The following is a 21167-nucleotide window of genomic DNA, read 5'->3' as shown; positions in this document are numbered from 1 at the left end:
TTTTATTTTAGACCCGTGTCCATCGCCGCAGGCTGATGGACACTATGCTCACCGATATTATCACTCCGTGCTGTAAAAAATGCCTTTAACCGGATAAAGGAGAATCGGTTAAAGGCATTTTTTCAATCTATATCATTGCCATCGCATGGCGGAATATCATTTCAGCGGTTCTGTCTCAAGACTCTCGATGCTTCCCGTGACGGGATTGAGCACGAGGTGGGAGGTGAACTTCTTGCTGAACATCTCACCGCTCAACGACTCGGTGGTGCCAAACTGCGGAGCATACAGCTCGAAGGCTCCCAAAGCACGGTCGGCACTGAACACCGTGGCACGTATCTTACCCGGCAGGTTCACGCAGATGCCGATGTTGTCCTTGTCTTTCTTGGGGTCAGCCAGACTGCCGTTGAGAGTGGGCGAACTGTGAAGGTCTTCCACCTTAATATAATAAGGTTTGCCGCTGAGGTCGTCGGCATCCGTCAGTCCGAAATACTTAGAGAAGCGGAACAGCAGCTGCTTCTCCACCTCACGGGTGGGCACGAATGCCACCTCCACCTCCGTTGTGTCACGGTCGGTAGTGCCCTCGAAGAGCTGCAGCAGGGCATTCTCCTGAGCGTTCAGATTGTCTATCATCAGACGGAGCTGCTCACCGTCCTTCGGCATGAAGTCTGCCTGTCCTTTGTTGAGCAGACTCTTGTTCTCGCGAATGTCGTATATCTCTTGCACACAAAGCTCCGCCATCTTCACCTTGTTGGCAGCGCTGAGGATTTCCTGGGTCATATAGTCGCGAGGGTTCACCGGAGCCGGTTTCGGCGCCGCCACGAAAGGTTTGCGGGTCTTCGCCTCCCTCGGTTCGGCATTCACCGCCAGCAACACTCCGTTCCCATCACGCGAGAGAGTGCGGACGCTGTGCTTGCCGTCGATTTTCGCCGTGAAGAATTTCGTGGTGTCGGGCACAGCTTTCTGCGAGAGCTGCATGCCCACGATGCGGTATTGTGTTGACGGTTCCATACTCACATCGTCGCGCCTCAGATAACGTGAGGCATAGGGAGCGAGGTCGCCGGGAGTAAATGTGACCTTCTCGACAAGGAGCGAGAAGCGAAGCTCCGTCTTCGGCAGATAATAGGATGCACCGTCCACCGTGCGCACGTCGTCCTGTGCCGCGGCATTCTGTGGAGCAGCGAGAAGAGTGACCGCCACGGCAGCCACAAATCCCTTCATCACATTCCTGTATTTCATATATTTCTTCATATCAATTCTTTATGTCGTTTCGTTTTGGATTATGGATTTTCTAAAGTCGGACAGGGAGCAGCCCTGCCCCATGGTCACTACCGTGTCGCCATCAGTCGTCGAGGCGTTTGAAAGCCTTTGGCAGGAACCTCACTATGTCGCCGGCAGTAACGCTCTCCACTCCCAGCTCTTCTGCCGCCAGGTCGCCGGCAAGACCATGCACGTAGGTGCCTATCAGACAGGCGTCTTTCTGGTTGTAGCCTCGTGCGAGGAGTGCGGTGAGCACACCGGTGAGCACGTCGCCGCTGCCTGCCGTCGCCATTCCGGAATTGCCTGTGGAATTGAACATCACCTTGCCGTCGGGCATGCAGAGGGCTGAATAATGACCTTTCAGTATGATGTATATCTGCATGGTCTGCGCCATCTCGACAGCCTTGGAGAGCTGTTCGAAACCATCGTTGAAACGCACTCCGGCGAGTCGTTCAAACTCCAGAGGATGCGGTGTGAGGATGGTGCCCACGGGGATTCTCTGGAACCATGCCCTGTGGGAAGCCAGGATATTGAGACCGTCGGCATCTACCACCGTAGGCACCTGCGCACGGCGCAGCTGCGAGATGAATGCCGTTGCCGTCACCTCGTCGGTGCCGATGCCCGGACCGATGCCCATGGCGTCGAAACTGTCGTCGGCAACGGGTTCGGTGAACAGGTTGTCGTCGGCATCGCGGCTGACGATGGCCTCCGGAACGGCAATCTGCATGATGTCGTTGTTGCGTGCCGGAACGTGGGTTATCACCTTGCCCGCTCCGGAACGGAAGCAGGCTCTGGAAGCAAGGATTGCAGCACCTGCCATGCCATAGCTGCCGGCAACGATGAGCGAGGTGCCGGCATCGCCTTTGTGCCAGAAGTCGCCACGCGGACGGAGCAGCGTGCGGACGAAGCTCTCGTCCACAATCTCGAATTTGGCGTCTGCCTTCTCTATGCCTTCGGCGCTGAGACGGATGTCGAGCACACCGAGGCGGCCCAGATAGCGCTGGTTCTCAGGAAAGAGGAACGCCAGCTTCATCTGCTGCAGGGTGAAGGTGTAGTCGGCGCGTATGATGTTGGTACGCGTATTGTAGGAGTTGTCTTCGGTCATGAGGCCCGACGGGATGTCGATGCTCACCACCCGGCATTCCGACTGGTTGATGTATTTCACCAGCGAGGCGAAACCGCCGCTTAGGGGTTTGCTGAGTCCCGAACCGAAGAGTCCGTCGATGACGAGCACCGATGCCGGCAGCTCCGGCGGGTCGAACTCGTTGGTCACCTCAATGAAGGTAACGCCGGCGGCTCCGGCAAGACGCTCCTTGTTGGCGCTGCAGTCGGCGGAGAGGGTGCCTGACACATTGAAGAGGTAGACCTTCACGCTGTAGCCCTGCTCTCCCATCATGCGTGCCACGGCAAGCGCATCGCCACCATTGTTGCCGGGTCCGGCAAAGACCACCACGCTGGTGTTGTCGTCCCATACTCTCGTTATGGCGCGCGTCAATGCCTTTGCCGCGCGCTCCATCAGATCGATGGATTTTATCGGCTCGTGTTCTATCGTATATTTGTCGAGCTCACGTATCTGTGTGCCTGTAAGAATCTTCATATCTGCAAAAATACTAATTAATTGGATAGATTGACTTATTGTTTGAATATTTTTATTACTTTTGTGCGCAAAAACAATATAATTCTTATGGCAACTATAGATATCAAAGACAAAACCTTCGAGACATTGATACCCGAGGAGGAGATAATGCGCCGAGTGAAAACCGTGGCAGACAGGATCAGCAACGACCTGAAAGGAAAGAAGCCTCTGCTGCTCGGAGTCTTGAACGGATCGTTCATTTTTGCCGCCGACCTGATGAGGATGCTCACCATAGAGAGCGAAATTTCGTTCGTGAAGATGACATCGTATCAGGGCACAGAATCTACAGGAAAAGTGAAGAAGCTCGTGGGTCTCAACGAGGATATCGAGGGACGCACGGTGGTCATCGTGGAAGACATCGTGGACTCGGGTCTTACCATGGAGAAGATGATAGAATATCTGAAAGAGTTCAAACCGGCAGAGATACACATCTGCACGCTGCTGCTCAAACCTGACAACCTGAAGAGGAATCTAGACATCGAATATATAGCCATGGAGATTCCAAACGACTTCATCGTCGGATATGGACTTGACTACGACGGACTGGGACGAAACCTGAGAGACATTTACGTAGTAAAGGAATAAGCAATAAATTACATATCAACAAAACACATGAAGAATATTGTTATTTTCGGTGCGCCCGGATCAGGAAAGGGCACACAAAGCGATCTCCTTATCAGGAAGTACGGACTGGGACACATCTCTACTGGTGACGTGCTCCGCAATGAAATCAAAAACGAAACTGAGCTGGGCAAGACTGCCAAGGCTTACATCGACAAGGGTCAGCTCATTCCTGACGAGCTGATGGTAAACATTCTCGCCAGCGTATACGACTCTTTCGGCAAGGAGCATGAGGGAGTGATATTCGACGGATTCCCTCGCACTATCCCACAGGCAGAGGCTCTGAAGAAGATGCTCGACGAGCGTGGACACAAAATTGCCGCAATGATAGAGCTCGACGTTCCGGAGAACGAACTGATGGTGCGCCTCGTGAAGCGCGGCAAGGAGAGCGGACGCTCTGACGACAACGAGGAGACGATAAAGAAGCGCCTCGACGTTTACCACAACCAGACCGCTCCTCTCATCGAATGGTATAAGAAGGAGAACATCCATCACCACATCAACGGACTGGGAGCGCTCGACCGTATCTTCGGTGACATCTGCACCGTGATCGACAATCTCTAAATCACATCATCCCCCTATAATAAAGCCTCAAAGCATTCAAGCTTTGAGGCTTTGTTGTTATATCAGTTGACGAGTTGACAAGTTGACGGGTTGACGAGATATTTTATTTTCTCATCACAGCCGAGTATATCCTGCCGGAGTCGATGCCGAGCTTACGGGCAGAGAAATAATCGTCGGTATTGGAATATGTGCAGATGTCACACGACTGTATGTTGCCGGCGGCAAGTCCGCATTGCTGCAGCTGCTGGCGGTTGCATTCCACGAGGTCGATGTGCCATTTGTATTCCTCACTGCCGTTCATCTTCATCTGGCGGCTGATGCCCTGCATGTCGAAGTTTGCCGCCACGAACTGTTCATACACCTCGTCGCCCACTTCAAAGGCATCAAAGGAGATGCCGGGACCTATCACAGCCTTGAGGTCTGCGGGATTGGTGTCGTAGGCAAGACGCATCTCCGCCACGGCTCTCATCACGACACGCGACAGAGTGCCCCGCCATCCTGCATGGACGGCACACACGGCTCCATGCCTGGAGTCGGAAAGGAGAATGGGAATGCAGTCGGCTGTAGACACACCGACGCATACGTTCTCCAGATTTGTCATCACTGCATCCACGCCATCCAGAATCATCTTCCTTACCGGAAGCGGGAGGGCGAGGAAGTCGGCGGCAATCTGTCTCACCTCCACACCATGCGTCTGGTGTGGCACAATGACATTAGCGTCGGCGACGCCAAGCTCCTCACAGAGAATCTGACGGTTTCGGGCTATGGCAGAGGCATCGTCGCCACAATGCTCATTGATGTTGAACTCACCGTGGCTGCCGGTGCTGTATCCTCCATGACGTGTGGAGCTGAACGCCACCACATTGTCGTCGAGGTCGTAATAATGGAGTTGTGGTTTCTGCATCAGTCCTCGTCCTCCATATCATATTCGAAGTCGTCGAGGTCTTCCACGTCCTCGATATCATCCTCGTCGAGGAACACCACTTCGTCTTCTCCCTCCTTGCGCAGTTCTTCGGGCAGGGTATTGAGATCTTTGTCGCGATGCACGAGGGTGTCCTCAGCCATTATATCAGCGAGCTTGTTGCTCTCGCTGTTGAGTTCCTTCCACAGCACATCCTTCAGTTCGGAGATTCCCATTCCCGACACCGACGAGATGAATACCACGGGGAGGTCTGACGGCAGCGTTTCCTTGAGCATCTCAATGAGTTCATCGTCGAGCAGGTCGCATTTTGTCACGGCAAGCACGCGATGCTTGTCGAGCATTTCGGGATTGAAGTTGGTAAGCTCGTTGAGCAGTATCTCGTATTCCTTCTTTATGTCGTCGGTATCACCCGGCACCATGAAGAGCAACAGGGAGTTGCGCTCGATGTGGCGCAGGAAACGGAGTCCGAGACCTTTGCCCTCGCTCGCTCCCTCAATAATTCCAGGGATGTCTGCCATGACGAACGACTTGTTGTCATGATAGCCCACGATGCCGAGTGACGGTTCGAGGGTGGTGAAGGGATAGTTGGCAATCTTGGGTCGGGCACTCGACACGGCGGAGAGCAGCGTGCTCTTGCCGGCATTGGGGAACCCGACGAGACCGACGTCGGCAAGGAGCTTAAGCTCCATTATGACCGTCATCTCCTGCATGGGCTCTCCCGGCTGGGCATAGCGCGGAGCCTGGTTGGTGGCGGTACGGAACTGGTAGTTGCCGAGTCCGCCGCGGCCTCCCTTGAGGAGCACCACTTCCTGTCCGTCGTGCATGACGTCGCAGATGAACTTTCCTGTCTCGGCGTCGTATACCACAGTACCGCAAGGCACGTCTATATATACGTCCTTGCCGTCGGTGCCATGGCATTTGTCTCTACCGCCGTTGCCGCCGTGTTCCGCCTTGATGTGGCGCTGGTATTTCAGATGGAGCAAGGTCCAGTAGTTATGGTTTCCACGCAGGATGATGCTTCCGCCCTTACCGCCGTCGCCGCCGTCGGGACCGCCGTTGGGCTGATACTTCACGTGGCGGAGGTGCATAGATCCCTTGCCGCCCTTACCGGAGCGGCAGTATATCTTCACGTAGTCTACGAAATTTGATTCTGGCATATCTGTATGTCTTGAGTTTTATTTTTATAAAGTTGACGAGTTGACAAGTAAACAAGTTGACAAAGAGATTTGTCTTGACGAGTCAACAAGTTCGCAAGCCGAAAGACTTGCGGAAAATGGTGTGGGATTATTTCGCTATGTCGGCGAGTGCCTTTGCCATTCTCTCCAGCACTACCGTGGAGAGCACCACCTTGCCGTCGGGACCGATGAGCGTCATCGACGGAATCCACTCCACTCCGTATGCCTTGGAGATTTCGGCATCGCGCATCTTCTTCAGTTCGCTGACCTGTCGCCATTTCATCCCGTTGTCTACAACATATTTTGTCCAGCGGTTGTGGTCTACGTCGAACGACACACCGATGAACTCCACCTTTGAGCCATACTTGTCGTAGAGTTCCTTCACAGCAGGTATGTCCTTGCGGCAGTCCGGACACCACGTTGCCCAGAAGTCAAGCAGCACATATTTGCCCTTGAATTCGGAGAGCTGCACCTTGTAGTTGTTCATCATCGGAAGGATGAAATCGGGAGCCACCGTTCCGGGCTTCAACAGTTTCTGTGCATAGAGCGAGTCGAGGTCTTTTGTCTGGTCCGGCGCATTCTGAGCCTGCGACGAGACCACTGCGGCGAGGAATATCGCCACGAAGATGAATAGTTTCTTTATTTTCATATCGTTTTCTCTTTTTGATGTTATACTCTCTTTTACACTTGCGATGTGGCCGTCAGGCGCCATAGCGGTTCGTCGGATGTTCATCATATCCTCAACACCTGGTCGCAATAGTCCACCACTGCCGGGCGGTGGGTGATGAATATGATGGTCTGCCGGCGTTCCTGGAGCAGGTTGGCGAGGAGCTGCCTTTCCGTTTCCGGGTCGAGAGCGCTCGTAGCCTCATCGAATATCATCACGCTTCCCTCCCTGAGCAATGCCCTGGCTATGGAGATGCGCTGAGCCTGTCCCTCGCTCAGTCCGCCGCCCGCCTCGCTGCAGCTGGCATCGAGCCCTCCGGGGATGTCTCTCACGAAACCGGCACATGCCTTGTCGAGGGCCTGCATCATCTCCTCGTCGGTGGCATCGAACCGTCCCATGCGCAGATTGTCGCGGATGGTGCCGCTGAGCAACGTATTGCCTTGTGGCACGTAGATGAGGTTGCAGCGTGTGAGAGGCGAGATGTCTTGCTCGCTTTCCTTATTATATATGTATACATGGCCGCTGGTGGGCTGTATCAGGGCGAGGATGAGTCTCACCATCGTAGTCTTTCCGGCTCCCGTCTCTCCGAGTATGGCGGTGCAGGTGTTTGGACGGAAATCAAACGAGAGATGGTCTATCACATCCCTGCTGCCGTCGGCGTAGGCAAAGGAGGCGTCGTCGAACCTCACTCCCACTCCACCCGTCATCGCCATCGACACGGGGTCGCCCTGTTCTTCGAGAGGGTTCTCTTCAAGTTCCATCAGTCGCTCCGCTGCAGTGAACACGGAGACGAATGCCGGCACGAGCTTGGTGAGGTTGCGTGCCGGCCCCTGTATCTTGGACACGAGCTGGAGGAATGCTGTCATTCCGCCGAAGGTGAGTGTGCCGTGATACATCCGCAGTGCGCTCCACAGGAATGCCACGAGATATCCGATGGCGAAACCTGTATTGAGTATGAGGTTTGAGAACACCGAGAATCTGGTGCGTCTCACCACGTTATGTCTCAGTTCTCCCTGCATGTTCTCCAGTCTGCCCACCATCTCGTCGTCTTTCTCAAGGGTCTTTATCAGCATGCGGTGCTGTATCGTTTCCTGCAACACGCTCTGCACCTTGCTGTCGCAGTTACGCACCTGGCGTGTCAGTTTGCGCATGTGGCCCATATACACCTTGCTCGAGAGGATGAACACCGGCAGCATGGCAATGATGACCAGAGCCAGCACGGGATCCATGGAGAAGAGATAGAAGAAGGAACCCAGAAAGAGGGCGAGCACGGAGAGAGTGCTTGGCAGCGTTTCGGTGAGGAACCCCACCACGTTGCTGACGTCGAATTCCAGGCGGTTCAACACATCGCCGCTGTGCCATTTCTCCTTGCCATGCCATTCGGAGCGCAGGATGCGGGCGAGCAGACGCTGCTGCATCCTGTTCTGTGCCTTTATTCCCAATATGTTCTTCACCCATATCGAAGCGATGTTCACGGCAAATCCGCCGAGGATGAGCAGCGCCATGATTGCCACCGCCCAATACAGAGAACCCTCGACGACATGCGACGCCACGTCGATGGCGTGTTTCACAGCCCACACCGAAAGCAGGCTTATCGCCACATCGATGAGTCCGAGGATGGCATTGAGCGACGCCTGCAGACGGTTGCCGCGCCATGCCCTCCACAGCCATCCTATTATCTGTCTGGCTGAATACCGGCTCTTGGGTATCTTCAGGAATTTTCTCAAATATCTCATTGGCTTACTCGTTCTTCATCCTCATGTCGGCGCCCCACATCATCTTGGCACGCAGCGTGGAGAAATATGTAGAATCCTTGGGCTTCACGATATGTGCGTCGTAGGGGGAACGGCGTATGGTGAGCGTCTGTCCCTCGCCACATTTGATGGAACGTCCGTCGGCGGCGACGAGATAGTTATGGTTCCTGCTCTCCACCTCAAGGGTTATCACAGAGTCGTCGGCAACGACGATAGGACGCATGTTGAGACTATGCGGCGCAACGGGAGTGAGACACAATATTCCGGTGTGCGGCACGATTATCGGTCCGCCGTTTGACAGGGAATAGGCTGTCGACCCCGTCGGCGTGCTCACTATCAGTCCGTCGGCATGGAACGTCACGATATATTCGCCGTTGATGCTGGCACGGATGGAAATCATCGAAGCATTGTCGCGTTTCAGTATGGCTATCTCGTTGAGGGCGCATTCCGAAATCCGCTCGTCGCCGTTGGCACCATCGCTCTCCACCTTCACCATGGCAAGACTGTCTACCATATAGCTGTCGGCGTATATGCTGTCGAGCACACTGTCGAAATCGTCAACGCCGACACCGGCGAGGAATCCCAGGCGCCCCATGTTCACGCCGATAATGGGAATGCTGCGGCTGCCCACGCTGTATGCCGACCGCAGCAATGTGCCGTCGCCTCCCATGGATATCACGAAGTCGGCATCAAAGTCGTTTCCTTCAAACACGGTGACGCCATGCAGCGGCAAACCGTGGGACGAGCAGAGGAAATCGTAGAAACTTCTCTCCATGCTCACCTGCGCCATCCGTTCATTGAGCGACAACAGCAAGCGCTGTATGTCCGCCGACTTCCTGGCCTGGTAAATATTGCCGAAAATGGCAAATCTGAGTTTTCTCAACGACATAATTGGGAGTTTTTTATCTTTCTGACGAATTAATAAGCCTCCATTGCAAATGTTTTCGTAACTTTGCGCTTGAAAGTGTCTGCAAATATACGGTTTTCTACCGAATTTCGGGCACTGTGATATTAACAAATTGAAGAGACATGACAAAATTAAGTGTAAACATAAACAAGATAGCCACCCTGCGCAACGCCAGAGGCGGCAACAATCCCGACGTGGAGCAGGCCGCCGTTGACTGCCAGTTGTTTGGCGCCCAGGGCATAACCGTACATCCAAGACCTGACGAAAGACACATCCGCTATCAAGACGTGAGGGAGATAAAACCGCTCATCACTACGGAATTCAACATCGAAGGAAACCCTATCGACAGATATATCGACCTCGTGCTCGAGGTGATGCCGACACAGGTGACGCTCGTTCCCGACGGCGACGCCCAGCTGACGAGCAACCACGGATGGAACACGATAGAGAACAAAGCGTTTCTTACCGACGTGATAGGAAGATTCAAGGAGGCCGGCATCAGAACGAGCATCTTCGTGGACCCTTCTGCCGAAATGGTGAGGGGAGCCAAGGAGTGTGGAACCGACAGAGTGGAGCTCTACACCGAATCTTACGCATCGGGATATGCCGAAAACAGGGAGGAGGCCATCAAGCCGTTTATCGACGCTGCCGTGGCTGCCCGCGATTTGGGACTGGGTCTGAACGCCGGCCACGACCTCAGCCTGGTGAACCTTGCCTACTTCCACAGGATGATTCCATGGACCGACGAGGTGAGCATCGGACACGCCATCATCTGCGATGCCCTCTACATCGGACTGAAGAACACTATCGAGGCGTATCTCCAGTGCCTAAAGTAAGGCCCCGAAGCTGACAAAGGCTACAGGCATACAAGGAAGCCTGTCACTTCCCCTTGGAAAAGTCAGGATTGGTATCACTTGCAAATTAAAGAATTATGGCACGAGAATACAAGCTGAAGCGCGACACGCAGGAAAAAGACGACAAGACGGCTACTACCGACATATTCCAGCGATACATCAAGAAAGACAAACGGTCTATCAATAGAATAATTAAACAACAAAAGATTATGGCAAAAGCGTATATGTTTCTTGCCAACGGTTCAGAGGAAATAGAAGCCCTGATTCCCGTTGACGTTTTCCGCCGCGGCGGAGTGGAGATAAAGACAGTGAGCATCACAGGCTCAGAGTTAGTAGAGATGGCACACGGCGTGACCGTGAAGGCCGACCTAAAATTCGAGGACGCCAAGCTGGAGGATGCCGACCTGCTGATGCTGCCCGGAGGACTGCCAGGCGCCACAAACCTCAACGACCACGAGGGTGTGCGCAATGCCGTGCTCAGCCAGTATGAGAAGGGGAAACTCGTTGCTGCCATCTGTGCCGCACCGATGGTGTTCGGAAGCCTGGGCATCGTGAAAGGCAGACGTGCCACATGCTACCCCGGATTCGAGAAATATCTCGACGGAGCGGAATATACCCATGAACTGTGCACCGTTGACGGCAATGTGGTGACAGGCGAAGGTCCTGCCGCAACATTCCCCTATGCATACACGCTGCTCGAAATGCTCACCACGAAGCAGACTGCAGAGAGCGTGGCTGAGGGAATGATGTATCTGCATCTCATGGAAAACAAATAAGCGCCGCATGATGGAGAATCACGACTATGTGATAATCGTTGCCGGCGGCAAGGGGATGCGCATGGGGGCTGACGTTCCAAAGCAGTTCCTGCCTGTAGGCGGACTGCCTGTGCTCATGCACACGATACGCAGGTTCAGGAACTTCAACGACCGCATGCGCATCATCCTCGTATTGCCCAAACATCAGCAGGAGTATTGGAAGGAGTTGTGCGAACGGCATTCGTTCTGCGAACCGATTGTGATTGCCGACGGCGGAGAGACGCGTTTCCACTCCGTGAAAAACGGACTCGGCTGCATCCCCGACGATGCCTGCGGAACGGTGGGGGTGCATGACGGAGTGCGCCCATTCGTATCTGCCGACACCATACGCCGCACATACGCGAAAGCCGCGGAGATGGGGGCTGCCGTACCGGTGGTGCCGGTGGTGGACACGCTCAGACATCTCCTGAAGAGCGACAAGCAGAATGCTTCTGACGCCACGACAACCGCCGCCACTTCTCAGGATGGCGGAGAAACACCGTCGGAGACGGTGCCGAGAAGCGAATACCGCATCGTGCAGACTCCGCAGGCATTCGGCATCAGACTGCTGAAGGAGGCTTATGCACAGGACTATTCCGAGGCTTTCACCGATGATGCCTCTGTAGTGGAACACCTCGGCCATGAGGTGGCGCTCGTGGAGGGCAACCAGGAGAACATCAAGATTACAAGACCTTTCGACATGGCTGTGGCGGAGGTGATACTGCAACAGGAGTCCATCATTCTGAAGCAACAGACTTCAGGCAACTCCAGATGACCAACCTGGGGGAGTGAAGCCGACAAACAGCCAATTCAACCTGTCACAACCGAACATCACAAGTGCTTGACATACTGAACCAGGACATACAATATCTGCCGGGCGTGGGACCGAAGAAGAGGGACATGCTGCAGAAGGAGTTGGGTATCTCGAAGATATCCGACCTTCTGGAGTATTACCCATACAAATACGTGGACCGCAGCCGCATATACACCATCAACGAACTGCGCAGCGACATGCCCTTCGTGCAGGTGAAGGGACGGATTCTCGGTTTCGAGGAGTTTGGCAGCGGACCGCGCAAGAAGCGCCTCGTGGCCCACTTCACCGACGGAACGGGGATAGCGGACATAGTATGGTTTTCCGGCATCAAATATGCCACGCAGCAATTCAAGGTGAACACGGAGTATATCGTATTCGGAAAACCTACTCTCTATGGCGGCAGATACCAGTTTGCACATCCCGACATCGACAAGGCGGAAGACCTGCAGCTCTCACAGATGGGAATGCAGCCCTACTATATCACCACGGAGAAGATGAAGAAGGCGGGACTGACATCGAGGTCGATAGAGAAAATCACGAAGGCGATGCTCGAAAAGATGAACCAGCCGCTGCCGGAGACACTGCCGCCGTTTATCGCCAACAGACTGCGTCTGGTGGAGAGGGACACGGCACTGCGCCACGTACACTATCCGAAGACCGCCGAAGAACTGCAGAGCGCACGCTTCAGACTGAAGTTTGAAGAGCTGTTCTACGTGCAGCTCAACATCCTGCGCTATGCCTCCGACCAAAAGAAGAAATACCGCGGATATGCCTTCCCGCGCATCGGCGAGATATTCAACAGCTTCTATTCCGACCATCTGCCATTCTCACTCACCGACGCCCAGAAAAGGGTGATGAGGGAGATAAGGAGCGACCTGGGCAGCGGACGGCAGATGAACAGGCTGCTGCAGGGCGACGTGGGCAGCGGAAAGACTCTCGTGGCACTGATGACAATGCTGATAGCTCTCGACAACGGATACCAGGCTTGCATAATGGCACCGACGGAAATTCTCGCCGAACAGCATCTCGCCACGATACGCGAGTTTCTGGGCGACATGGACATAAGGGTGGAACTGCTCACCGGCATCGTGAAGGGCAAACGGCGCAAGACCGTGCTCGGCGGACTCGCCAACGGCAGCGTGGACATCCTCGTGGGAACACACGCCGTGATTGAAGACACGGTGCAGTTCAGCAAACTGGGACTCGTGGTGGTGGACGAGCAACACCGCTTCGGAGTGGCACAGAGGGCAAGGCTATGGAGCAAAAGCCAGAACCCTCCCCATGTGCTCGTGATGACCGCCACACCGATACCGCGAACCCTCGCAATGACAATATACGGCGACCTCGACGTGAGCGTTATCGACCAGCTGCCGCCGGGAAGGAAACCGATAGTGACGATACACAAATACAACAACCAGACCACAAGTCTGTACTCTGGCATCAGACAGCAGATAAAAGAGGGCAGACAGGTGTATATCGTGTTTCCGCTCATCAAGGAGAGCGAGAAGCTCGACATACAGAACCTTGAGGAGGGGTTTGAAATACTGAAGGAGGTGTTCCCGGAATTCCGCCTCAGCAAGGTGCACGGCAAGATGAAACCGGCTGAGAAGGACGAGGAGATGCAAAAGTTTGTTAACGGAGAGACACAGATTCTCGTCGCCACAACGGTGATAGAGGTGGGCGTCAACGTGCCGAACGCTTCGGTGATGGTGATTCTCAACGCCGAACGCTTCGGACTGTCGCAGCTGCACCAGCTGCGGGGCCGTGTGGGCAGAGGGGCGAGCCAGTCGTACTGTATCCTCGTGACGAAGCCTCAACTGACCAACGAGACGCGCAAACGCATCGACATCATGTGTGACACCAACGACGGATTCCTCATTGCCGAAGCCGACCTGAAACTGCGCGGCCCCGGCGACCTGGAGGGCACCCAGCAGAGCGGAATGGCTTTCGACCTGAAGATTGCCGACATAGCGAGAGACGGACAGATAGTGCAGATGGCAAGGGAGGAGGCACAGAAGATAATAGAGCAGGACCCGGAATGCAACAAAACGGAAAACAGCATGCTCTGGCAACGCCTTGCCGCACTGAGAAAGACCAACGTGAACTGGGCGGCGATATCATGACCGGCGACATCACAGACTGTGATGGGAAAAGAGGGGCAGGAGACGGCACAATGAGCTTAACAGTGCTCATTTATAAGTTGTTATACAACATGCCTATATGTTAACGACGACCTAAAAACTGTTAACTGACAAGCAACTTTAAAATTTTTTTACTACCTTTGCAGCGAAAATTTAATCACAATGACGAACGCGCGATTGACAGTCCGTCATCATGATTAGTCTTACACAAACATAATGCGACAGACAGGAAGACATACCGTTGCATTATAAAATATTTATTTTATGCAATTCAAAAAGACAATCAAGACACTGGCATTAACGGCAGTCATGGCTCTGGCCACAGTACCAGCAGCAGCACAAGACCTCTTGGCACGCCAGGCACCAGTAGACAAGAAACTTAAAGCAGTTGACACTCTCGCACTTCGCGAACTCATACAAAGAGAACAGGCTGGAGCTCCTTCAGCTCAGCTATACAAAGACTGGAACAACAGATACGCTCACCGCGCCACAGAACTTCCAGACTCTTTCAGCATAAACCTGAAACATTTCTGCATGCCTACATCCAGCAGAATCATCACTTCCAACTTCGGAAGCCGTTGGGGACGCATGCACAAGGGTCTCGACATCAAGGTATATATCGGCGACACCATCCGTGCGGCATTCGACGGAAAGGTGCGCATCGTGAGATATGAGGCAAACGGATACGGCAACTACGTTGTGATACGCCACAACAACGGTCTGGAGACCATCTACGGACACATGTCGAAGCATCTCGTGGCAGAAAACGAGCAGGTACGTGCCGGAGACCCTATCGGACTGGGCGGCAACACCGGACGAAGCACCGGTTCTCACCTGCACTTCGAGACCCGTCTCTGCGGAGTGGCTCTCAACCCGGCATTGATGTTCGACTTCCGCAACCAGGACGTGACTGGCGACACATACCTCTTCCGCAAGGAGTCTTACAACAGGGAGTCGCTGGCTGCCACACGTCAGCGCGGCAAGAACGACGATCTGGCTGCCGCAAACGACAACAACTCGAACAACATCGGAGACAATGTGGAGAGTGGCGACGTGCGCTACCACAAAGTGGCAAAGGGCGAGACGCTCGCTGCCATCGCCAGAAAGCGCGGCACCACAATCGACAAGATCTGCAAGCTCAACCACATCAGCAAGAACATGCGCGTGAAGCCGGGACAGATCCTGAGATACTCATAACGAGGGTGCTCACACACTATCGAACCATAGCGAAACTGTATAAACAACACAGGCAAGGAAAAGGCTATCAGGAATATTCCTGGTGGCCTTTCTTATTGGCGTCAACCTGCACACTTTGCCACGGCATCATCCTACCCCAACCGGTCATCAGACCGCCTTGGACCCGACATGGACAATCGGAATGACACCCTCAAAAAAACAACAAGGGCTAGCGGCGGAAACCGATAGCCCTCATCGTGAGATATTCATCCCCCAACGGTCATTATGCAGTTATTTATAACTGCCTGCGGCCGCTTGGAATTTATCATTACTTCTTCTTGTCACACTTCTTAGCGGCAGTCTTGCATTTCTTGTCGCAAGTAGCGCTCTTCTTGTCGCATTTCACCTTGCAGCAGGAAGCCATCTTGGGATCCTTCATGGCGGCAGAACTTACGCCATTAGTCTTCGCCTTGCAGCAGGTGGCAGCCTTGTCACACTTCTTTGCCTTGTCACACTGCATCTTGCAGTCCTTCTTGCCGTCTTTCTTGCATTCCTTCTTTGCCTTGTCACACTGTGTCTTGCCGTCACACTTCTTCTGGCATACGGTCTGGGCGCTGGCGCTTACCGAAAAGCTCAAAGCCGCCATCACGACAGCTGCGATAATTGATTTTCTCATTTCTTCTGTCTCCTTTTTAGTTTATATTATTAAGTTAAGATACGAAACAGGAATCTTATTGCCACCCGCCACCGTATCCACGGCAGCGACATCGTGCAACAATCCACTGTTCACGCTGCAAATGTAGCCTTTAGTCAGATAAATGAGAAATATTTTTAGTTATTAATACCTAAAGGATATAAAAAACGTCAACGCTTCACCACAGCCCTCACCACAAACCAGGCGTGGAGCAGATAAGTGGTTAAAAGACCGTAATATGTCGCCATTATCTTGAAACGCTCACCGAGCGACGCCTTGTGATGGCGTGTGGTGGTGCCTTCTTTCAGATAATCGGCGAGCACGATGCCACTGTTGGCGAGCGGCAGGTTCTTGTCCTCAGCTTGTTTCATTATCCTTATACACCAGTCGAAGTCTGCCGAATAGCGATACATCAGATTGAAGGGCGTGTGCTTGGCGATGTCGGTGCGGGCGTAAAACGCCTGATGGCATACGAGCATGCCGTGGCGGAACGACCGCCACGTAAGCTTCTCTGGAGGCGACAGCCGGCGGTGGGCAAGAAACTGGCGGTTCCCGTCCACGATGTCGGTATTGCCATAGAGCACGGCAGGCAGTGCGTCCTCTCCCCCATCGGCAGCCACATAGCTGTCCACTCCCGTGTTTGCCACGAGTTCGGCGATGGTATCGTCGGCAGGCAGCGAGTCGCCGGCATTCAGAAAGCACACATAGTCGCCGGTTGCCATCTGCAGTCCCTTGTTCATGGCATCGTAGATGCCATTGTCAGGCTCCACGAGCAATCTCACTTCATGACCATTGTCAGAGGCGAACGAGCGTTCCATATAGTCTTTTGCCACTACGGCGGTGTCGTCGGTAGAAGCTCCGTCGATGACGATATGCTCCAGAGCGGCATAATTCTGCCGGAACACGCTGTCGAGAGTGGGCTGCAAGAGCTTCTCGGCATTGTATGTAACGGTGATCAGAGTAATCTTTATCATAGTTTATAGCGTTTTAGGGCCAATGCCTCATTATAAGCCTCGATGTATTTCATTGCCACAGAATACTGCGAATAGCAGGTGTTCACCTTTCGCAGCGCCTCGGCGGCGAGCGCCTCGCGGTCGGCCTCACACATCACCCAATGCATGCCTTTGGCAAGATCGTCCACGCTCTTGTATTCTGCCACGTAGCCGTTTTTCAGATGGTCTATCATCTCAGGGATGCCGCCGGTGTTGAATCCCACACACGGCACTCCGCATGCCATTGCCTCCATGATGGTGTTGGGCAGGTTGTCTTCGAGCGACGGCAGCACGAACATATCCACAGAATTGTATACGCTCGCTATCTTCTTCTCGTCGCTCACGTAGCCCAGCGGATACGACGGCAACGGCAGCTTCCCGGCAAGTTCCTCTGCCTGTCCGCCGAGGATGGCGATGCCGGTGTTCTGGCGCATCTCGGGATGCTGCTCCACCATCTTGTTCATGGCGGTGATGAAATAGTCCATTCCCTTGCGCTGGTCGGTGACGCGCTGCGACACGAAGAGTATCAGACGCTTGTCGGCTGGCAGTCCGGCATAGATGCGTGCCTTCTCCTGGTCTTCCCGACAGAACACGTGGGTGTCGATGGGATTGGGGATGCTCATCACCTTCTGGCCGCTGAGCAGTCCGCTCTTCTTAGCCTTGTCGGCGAGCCAGCGGCTGCAGGTGACGAAGAGTATGCTGTTGGTGCCGAGGGCCTGACGCTTGCGGCGCCACACCTTGGCAGAGAGGTCATTTCTGGATCCGCCGCCGGGCAGCAGCGGACAGTTGCCGCACCTGCTCTCATAGCGGTGGCAGTTGCGGGCGTAATGGCATATCGACGAAGCCGGCCACAGGTCGTGCATCGTCCACACCACCGGTTTCTTGCTTGCCAGGATCTTCTTTATGCCTCCGATGGACAGCATGCCCTGGTTCACCCAGCTCAGGTGTATTACATCTGCCTCGCGGAATTCCCGTGTCCGGGTGATGTCGGTGCCGGCGTTGGCGATGTCTATCTGGAAGAGGTTGTCGCGTTTGAAGCGCAGGTGGCAGAAGATGACGAAGCGTTCCCAGAGGAAGTTCCATCTCTGGTGCCACGACTTGTCAAGCTGCGCCACGGTGATATTGTCCGTGGCCTTGTCTCTCACCAGCATCTTTGTCTTTATGCCGTTGTTGTTCAGTGCGTCCATGAGCCTGTTTGCCGCCACGGCGGCTCCGCCCACATTCTCACTGGTGTTTACGATTAGCACTCTCATGATTTTCGTCTCCTTTTTGTTTCAACTGCAAAATTATGAATTTATTGAATAACGCCAAACCTATGTGCGATAAAAAATCGCGGCACGGGGACAATAGTTCAGAATCTTTCTCCGCACATTTGCAGAGAAAATCAGTATTTAGCATCTCCTTAACGAACGTTTCTTTCCATGGAAACTTTGGGCACATTTTTGGGTACCCCCCGTGCCCACTTGGGGCAAGGTGCTTGCCCCAAGTGAGAAAGCTGCTTGCCCCACATGGGCAAGCATGCTGCCCATTTATTGCAGTTTTACGACCTTGCCCATGGTTGTGGCTTTGTTGTCGGCAAAGCAGAAGCAACCAGAGAAATGTAAGCCATAATTTATATTGCATGCAAAAGTCTTACCAGACAGTAGTAAGGCAAGCCATCCACTTCCATACGATTCCTTCCTCTTATTCTCCAACCATCCAGACAATTACCCGATGGTTTCAGCGCGCAAATAAAGGCGGAAATACCTGTATATCAATGACTTTCGCATCCACAACCAGATGGTTGACGATTTTTTGGAAAAATGAGGTTATATATCAAAATCGAACCGGGAGACAAAGCAGAACAAGTTTCAAGACATATCAATCACCATAAATCCATCGAGACGTCCTTTGCTCTACCAACTAAGAGATGGCGGCATAAAAAAAGAGTCACCATATTAGGCAACTCTCTTCGTGAACTGTGGTACCACCAGGAATTGTAATCTAACGGTAAACGGCAGAATATAATTCTTATTAGCGACTGCACACGATACCCCAAAGCGATAATCATATCAAGATTGTAGTGGTCAATGTTACGTTTTACCTGGCGATTGCCCTCCTTACGAACTAACAAGAATTTCTTGTTAGTTGCCTCTATGGTCAGTTCGCCATCTTTATATATGTTGTCCACATGTTGACTGATATTCTGTTGTGTAGTACAATATATTTCCGCCAACTGATAGAGCTTATCATCTTTGCTTATCTGTTTGCAGAATTTCGTTCTCACTTGAAATGTCTGCCAGCAAAATGTGCCAGTGTCCGTAGGTGCGTCCGCCAATTCGTTCAATTACGTTCAGTTCTTTTAAATGGCCTAACACTTTGTACACCTTGGTTTGCCCAATTGTCAATTCCTTGCCAATCGACTCATAAGTCACCTTTTTGTCTTGCTGTATCAACCTTAGAACCTGTGTTTCAATAGGAGAGAGGTTGAGTAAATTCCTTTTATCGCTTCTTTCCTCGCTTTTTTCTTTTCTTTCCTCGCTTTTGTCTTTTCTTTCCTCGCCTTTTTCTTTTCTTTCCTCGCCTTTGTCTTTTCTTTCCTCGCCTTTGTCTTTTTCTCTACAGATTTTATAAGTGGTCCAGCGACCCTTGCTGTCCTGTGTCAGCAAGCCATTGTCCACCAAATTATGGAGCAGTCGACCGGCTTCAATAGAATTGAGCGACAAGAGTTGCTGCAATATTGTGTTGCTTATTTCGTCGCCATTCCACACATAAGCCAAGGTCAATTGTTCGTTGGCAGACAACCGTGCATACTCATCTTTACCGATGGCCTGTTGCATTTCGAGGAGCGTTTGCTCAGGCAAGAGGCTGATCATGGGCAGAGTGAGGTCAACTTGCCTCAGCTCGCTGCGGTCAAGTAATGTCGGACAACGCCAATTCTGTTCGCTCCAAGCTTTTAATATCGTAGGATATCCGCTGCCGATATTATCGCCAAAGCCAACCATTCGCAACATATTCTGTATTCTGGGGTTGCGCGCTTTTGAATTGCCGCCTCGTTTGATGTCTTCAATAGGAAGTTTCAGCGAACCAGGATTAGAGAACAACATTCCGTTATCCTTTTTCACCACCTTCAGCACTCCTGTTATGAACAGGTCGGCGTGGATAATCATATTGGTAAGTCCCTCGCGCACAGCTTTATGTACGGGTGTGTCATCCACACGTTCCATCCCTTCAAGCTTGAATGGGCGTTTTAGATCGGCTGTGAGTTTAGGTATCACGCGGGTGAAGAAATTGAACAAGTTGTTTTCCCAAGTACCGTCATACGTCAATCGGTCGCTCCATCTGCTCTCTCCTACCAGATTGGTCTGGTCGATGTAGTCCATGCGAAGATTGTCGAAACGTTCACGCACAGGCAGTCCCTTGCCAAACATCAGGAGTCCTGCCACAGTGAGTCCTTCGCGCTTGGTGTTGCGGTCGATAGTGTATCCGCCCATGTTCTTCAAGAATTCCTTGTCATCCAGTTGGTTGAACACATGGTCTACATTGCGCACCTCAAACCTGTTCCTGTAGGCGTGAAGTGTCGGCAAGTCAATGTCGTCCATAGTGTAGTTGTCCACCAAAGCCCCGTCGTTGCCGTTTTCGTTGGCATCACGCAACATCGCTCTCACTTCATCATCGGTGCAATGATAGTCGCCCTCGTAGTTGCGTTTGTATGCTCCTCCAAGAATGTTTCGGTTTATGTAGATTGGGCGTTCAGTATAGTTGGCCATAGGAATTGTGACAACTATGAGTTGTTTGCCGTCATAGTCAATCGTTTCCACATTCTCATCGAGCAGAATATTCCGGTTCACCTTGTCACTGTTCACGGTGTCCCACAGTGTCTTCAGTATTTTTGCTGCATTGTTTACCCCCTGTATTTCGAAACGTTCTTGCAGGGTTGATTTTGTGCGATGCTCTTTTATGCCAAGCACTATCTGTCCGCCAATTGTATTGGCAAACGAGGAGTAGGTTTCCCAAAAAGATTTGGGAAGTTCGTTGAACGCCTCTTTATATTCTACGTTGATGCGTTCTCCGTAGAGCATCATGTCTTTTATGTCTTCTTGTGTCATTCCTATTATCTATGGTTCCTCGTCAATTTAGGTAGTAAGAAGAGTTACATATTTACGATTTAACTATTTGATTATCAACACATTAATAGGTATAATTAAAAAAAATGCAGA

Annotated in this window: 17 protein-coding genes and 2 pseudogenes; 7 read left to right on the top strand and 12 right to left on the bottom strand. The window is 52.7% G+C overall.

The window, feature by feature from the left end; all coding sequences use genetic code 11:
* Positions 1-156 precede the first annotated feature (156 nt).
* Complete coding sequence (locus CCC32_RS01010; RefSeq protein ID WP_287071598.1) at positions 157-1248, bottom strand: DUF4831 family protein; 1092 nt, start codon at positions 1246-1248, stop codon at positions 157-159.
* Positions 1249-1339: 91 nt separating this feature from the next.
* A complete protein-coding gene (locus CCC32_RS01005; protein WP_022315614.1) occupies positions 1340-2854 on the bottom strand; it encodes a bifunctional ADP-dependent NAD(P)H-hydrate dehydratase/NAD(P)H-hydrate epimerase in 1515 nt (504 codons plus the stop codon).
* 87 nt (positions 2855-2941) lie between these two features.
* On the opposite strand from CCC32_RS01005, the gene hpt reads away from it, so the two are divergent.
* Both hpt and CCC32_RS00995 read left to right on the top strand, forming a co-directional pair.
* Positions 2942-3478: a hypoxanthine phosphoribosyltransferase gene (gene hpt / locus CCC32_RS01000; RefSeq protein ID WP_022315615.1), complete on the top strand. Its 537-nt coding sequence runs from the start codon at positions 2942-2944 to the stop codon at positions 3476-3478.
* Between the two features lie 27 nt (positions 3479-3505).
* Entirely contained in the window at positions 3506-4078 is a 573-nt protein-coding gene (locus tag CCC32_RS00995; protein WP_042518209.1) for an adenylate kinase, read from the top strand.
* A 103-nt stretch (positions 4079-4181) separates the two neighbouring features.
* Here CCC32_RS00995 and pgeF read toward each other — a convergent pair whose 3' ends face one another.
* From pgeF to CCC32_RS00970, 5 genes are all read right to left on the bottom strand, one after another.
* Positions 4182-4982 (bottom strand): peptidoglycan editing factor PgeF, encoded by an 801-nt coding sequence (gene pgeF, locus CCC32_RS00990; RefSeq protein WP_287071594.1) that lies wholly within the window; start codon positions 4980-4982, stop codon positions 4182-4184.
* Complete coding sequence (gene obgE, locus CCC32_RS00985) at positions 4982-6157, bottom strand: GTPase ObgE (protein WP_022315618.1); 1176 nt, start codon at positions 6155-6157, stop codon at positions 4982-4984. Before obgE ends, pgeF begins: the two co-directional genes overlap by 1 nt.
* Before the next feature lie 127 nt (positions 6158-6284).
* On the bottom strand, positions 6285-6824 hold the full coding sequence (locus CCC32_RS00980; RefSeq protein ID WP_287071592.1) for a peroxiredoxin family protein: 540 nt from the start codon (positions 6822-6824) through the stop codon (positions 6285-6287).
* 83 nt (positions 6825-6907) lie between these two features.
* Complete coding sequence (locus CCC32_RS00975; RefSeq protein WP_287071590.1) at positions 6908-8578, bottom strand: ABC transporter ATP-binding protein; 1671 nt, start codon at positions 8576-8578, stop codon at positions 6908-6910.
* A 4-nt stretch (positions 8579-8582) separates the two neighbouring features.
* The gene (locus tag CCC32_RS00970) at positions 8583-9485 is read right to left on the bottom strand and encodes an NAD kinase (protein ID WP_022315621.1); all 903 of its coding nucleotides are present in this window, start codon (positions 9483-9485) and stop codon (positions 8583-8585) included.
* 140 nt (positions 9486-9625) lie between these two features.
* On the opposite strand from CCC32_RS00970, the gene CCC32_RS00965 reads away from it, so the two are divergent.
* The 5 genes and pseudogenes from CCC32_RS00965 (at position 9626) to CCC32_RS00945 (ending at position 15303) form a co-directional block, all read left to right on the top strand.
* On the top strand, positions 9626-10339 hold the full coding sequence (locus tag CCC32_RS00965) for a pyridoxine 5'-phosphate synthase (protein WP_022315622.1): 714 nt from the start codon (positions 9626-9628) through the stop codon (positions 10337-10339).
* 227 nt (positions 10340-10566) lie between these two features.
* Positions 10567-11133, top strand: coding sequence for a DJ-1 family glyoxalase III (locus CCC32_RS00960; protein ID WP_044064525.1), 567 nt, complete (start codon positions 10567-10569; stop codon positions 11131-11133).
* A 7-nt stretch (positions 11134-11140) separates the two neighbouring features.
* A complete protein-coding gene (ispD, locus tag CCC32_RS00955; protein WP_374119347.1) occupies positions 11141-11926 on the top strand; it encodes a 2-C-methyl-D-erythritol 4-phosphate cytidylyltransferase in 786 nt (261 codons plus the stop codon).
* A 50-nt stretch (positions 11927-11976) separates the two neighbouring features.
* Positions 11977-14088, top strand: a pseudogene (gene recG, locus CCC32_RS00950) (ATP-dependent DNA helicase RecG); the annotation flags it as partial.
* 282 nt (positions 14089-14370) lie between these two features.
* Positions 14371-15303 carry a peptidoglycan DD-metalloendopeptidase family protein gene (locus CCC32_RS00945; protein ID WP_022315627.1) on the top strand — a complete coding sequence of 311 codons (933 nt, stop codon included), beginning with the start codon at positions 14371-14373 and terminating at the stop codon, positions 15301-15303.
* 307 nt (positions 15304-15610) lie between these two features.
* On the opposite strand, the gene CCC32_RS00940 is transcribed toward CCC32_RS00945, so the two are convergent.
* From CCC32_RS00940 to CCC32_RS00920, 5 genes and pseudogenes are all read right to left on the bottom strand, one after another.
* Complete coding sequence (locus CCC32_RS00940) at positions 15611-15958, bottom strand: hypothetical protein (RefSeq protein ID WP_044071977.1); 348 nt, start codon at positions 15956-15958, stop codon at positions 15611-15613.
* A 188-nt stretch (positions 15959-16146) separates the two neighbouring features.
* Positions 16147-16950: a glycosyltransferase family 2 protein gene (locus tag CCC32_RS00935; RefSeq protein ID WP_287071585.1), complete on the bottom strand. Its 804-nt coding sequence runs from the start codon at positions 16948-16950 to the stop codon at positions 16147-16149.
* Positions 16947-18221, bottom strand: coding sequence for a glycosyltransferase family 4 protein (locus CCC32_RS00930; protein ID WP_287071583.1), 1275 nt, complete (start codon positions 18219-18221; stop codon positions 16947-16949). Before CCC32_RS00930 ends, CCC32_RS00935 begins: the two co-directional genes overlap by 4 nt.
* Before the next feature lie 740 nt (positions 18222-18961).
* Positions 18962-19234 (bottom strand): annotated as a pseudogene (gene rhuM / locus CCC32_RS00925) (RhuM family protein); the annotation flags it as partial.
* Positions 19197-21056: a DUF8451 domain-containing protein gene (locus CCC32_RS00920; protein WP_287071581.1), complete on the bottom strand. Its 1860-nt coding sequence runs from the start codon at positions 21054-21056 to the stop codon at positions 19197-19199. The pseudogene rhuM and the gene CCC32_RS00920, both read right to left, overlap by 38 nt.
* Between the last annotated feature and the right edge of the window lie 111 nt (positions 21057-21167).

This window comes from Prevotella sp. LMAG:51 (genome assembly GCF_008680225.1).
GTDB classification, from domain to species: domain Bacteria; phylum Bacteroidota; class Bacteroidia; order Bacteroidales; family Bacteroidaceae; genus Prevotella; species Prevotella pectinovora.
The sequence above is the reverse complement of the archived record's forward strand: the minus strand, read 5'-3'. Positions and strand labels throughout refer to the sequence as shown.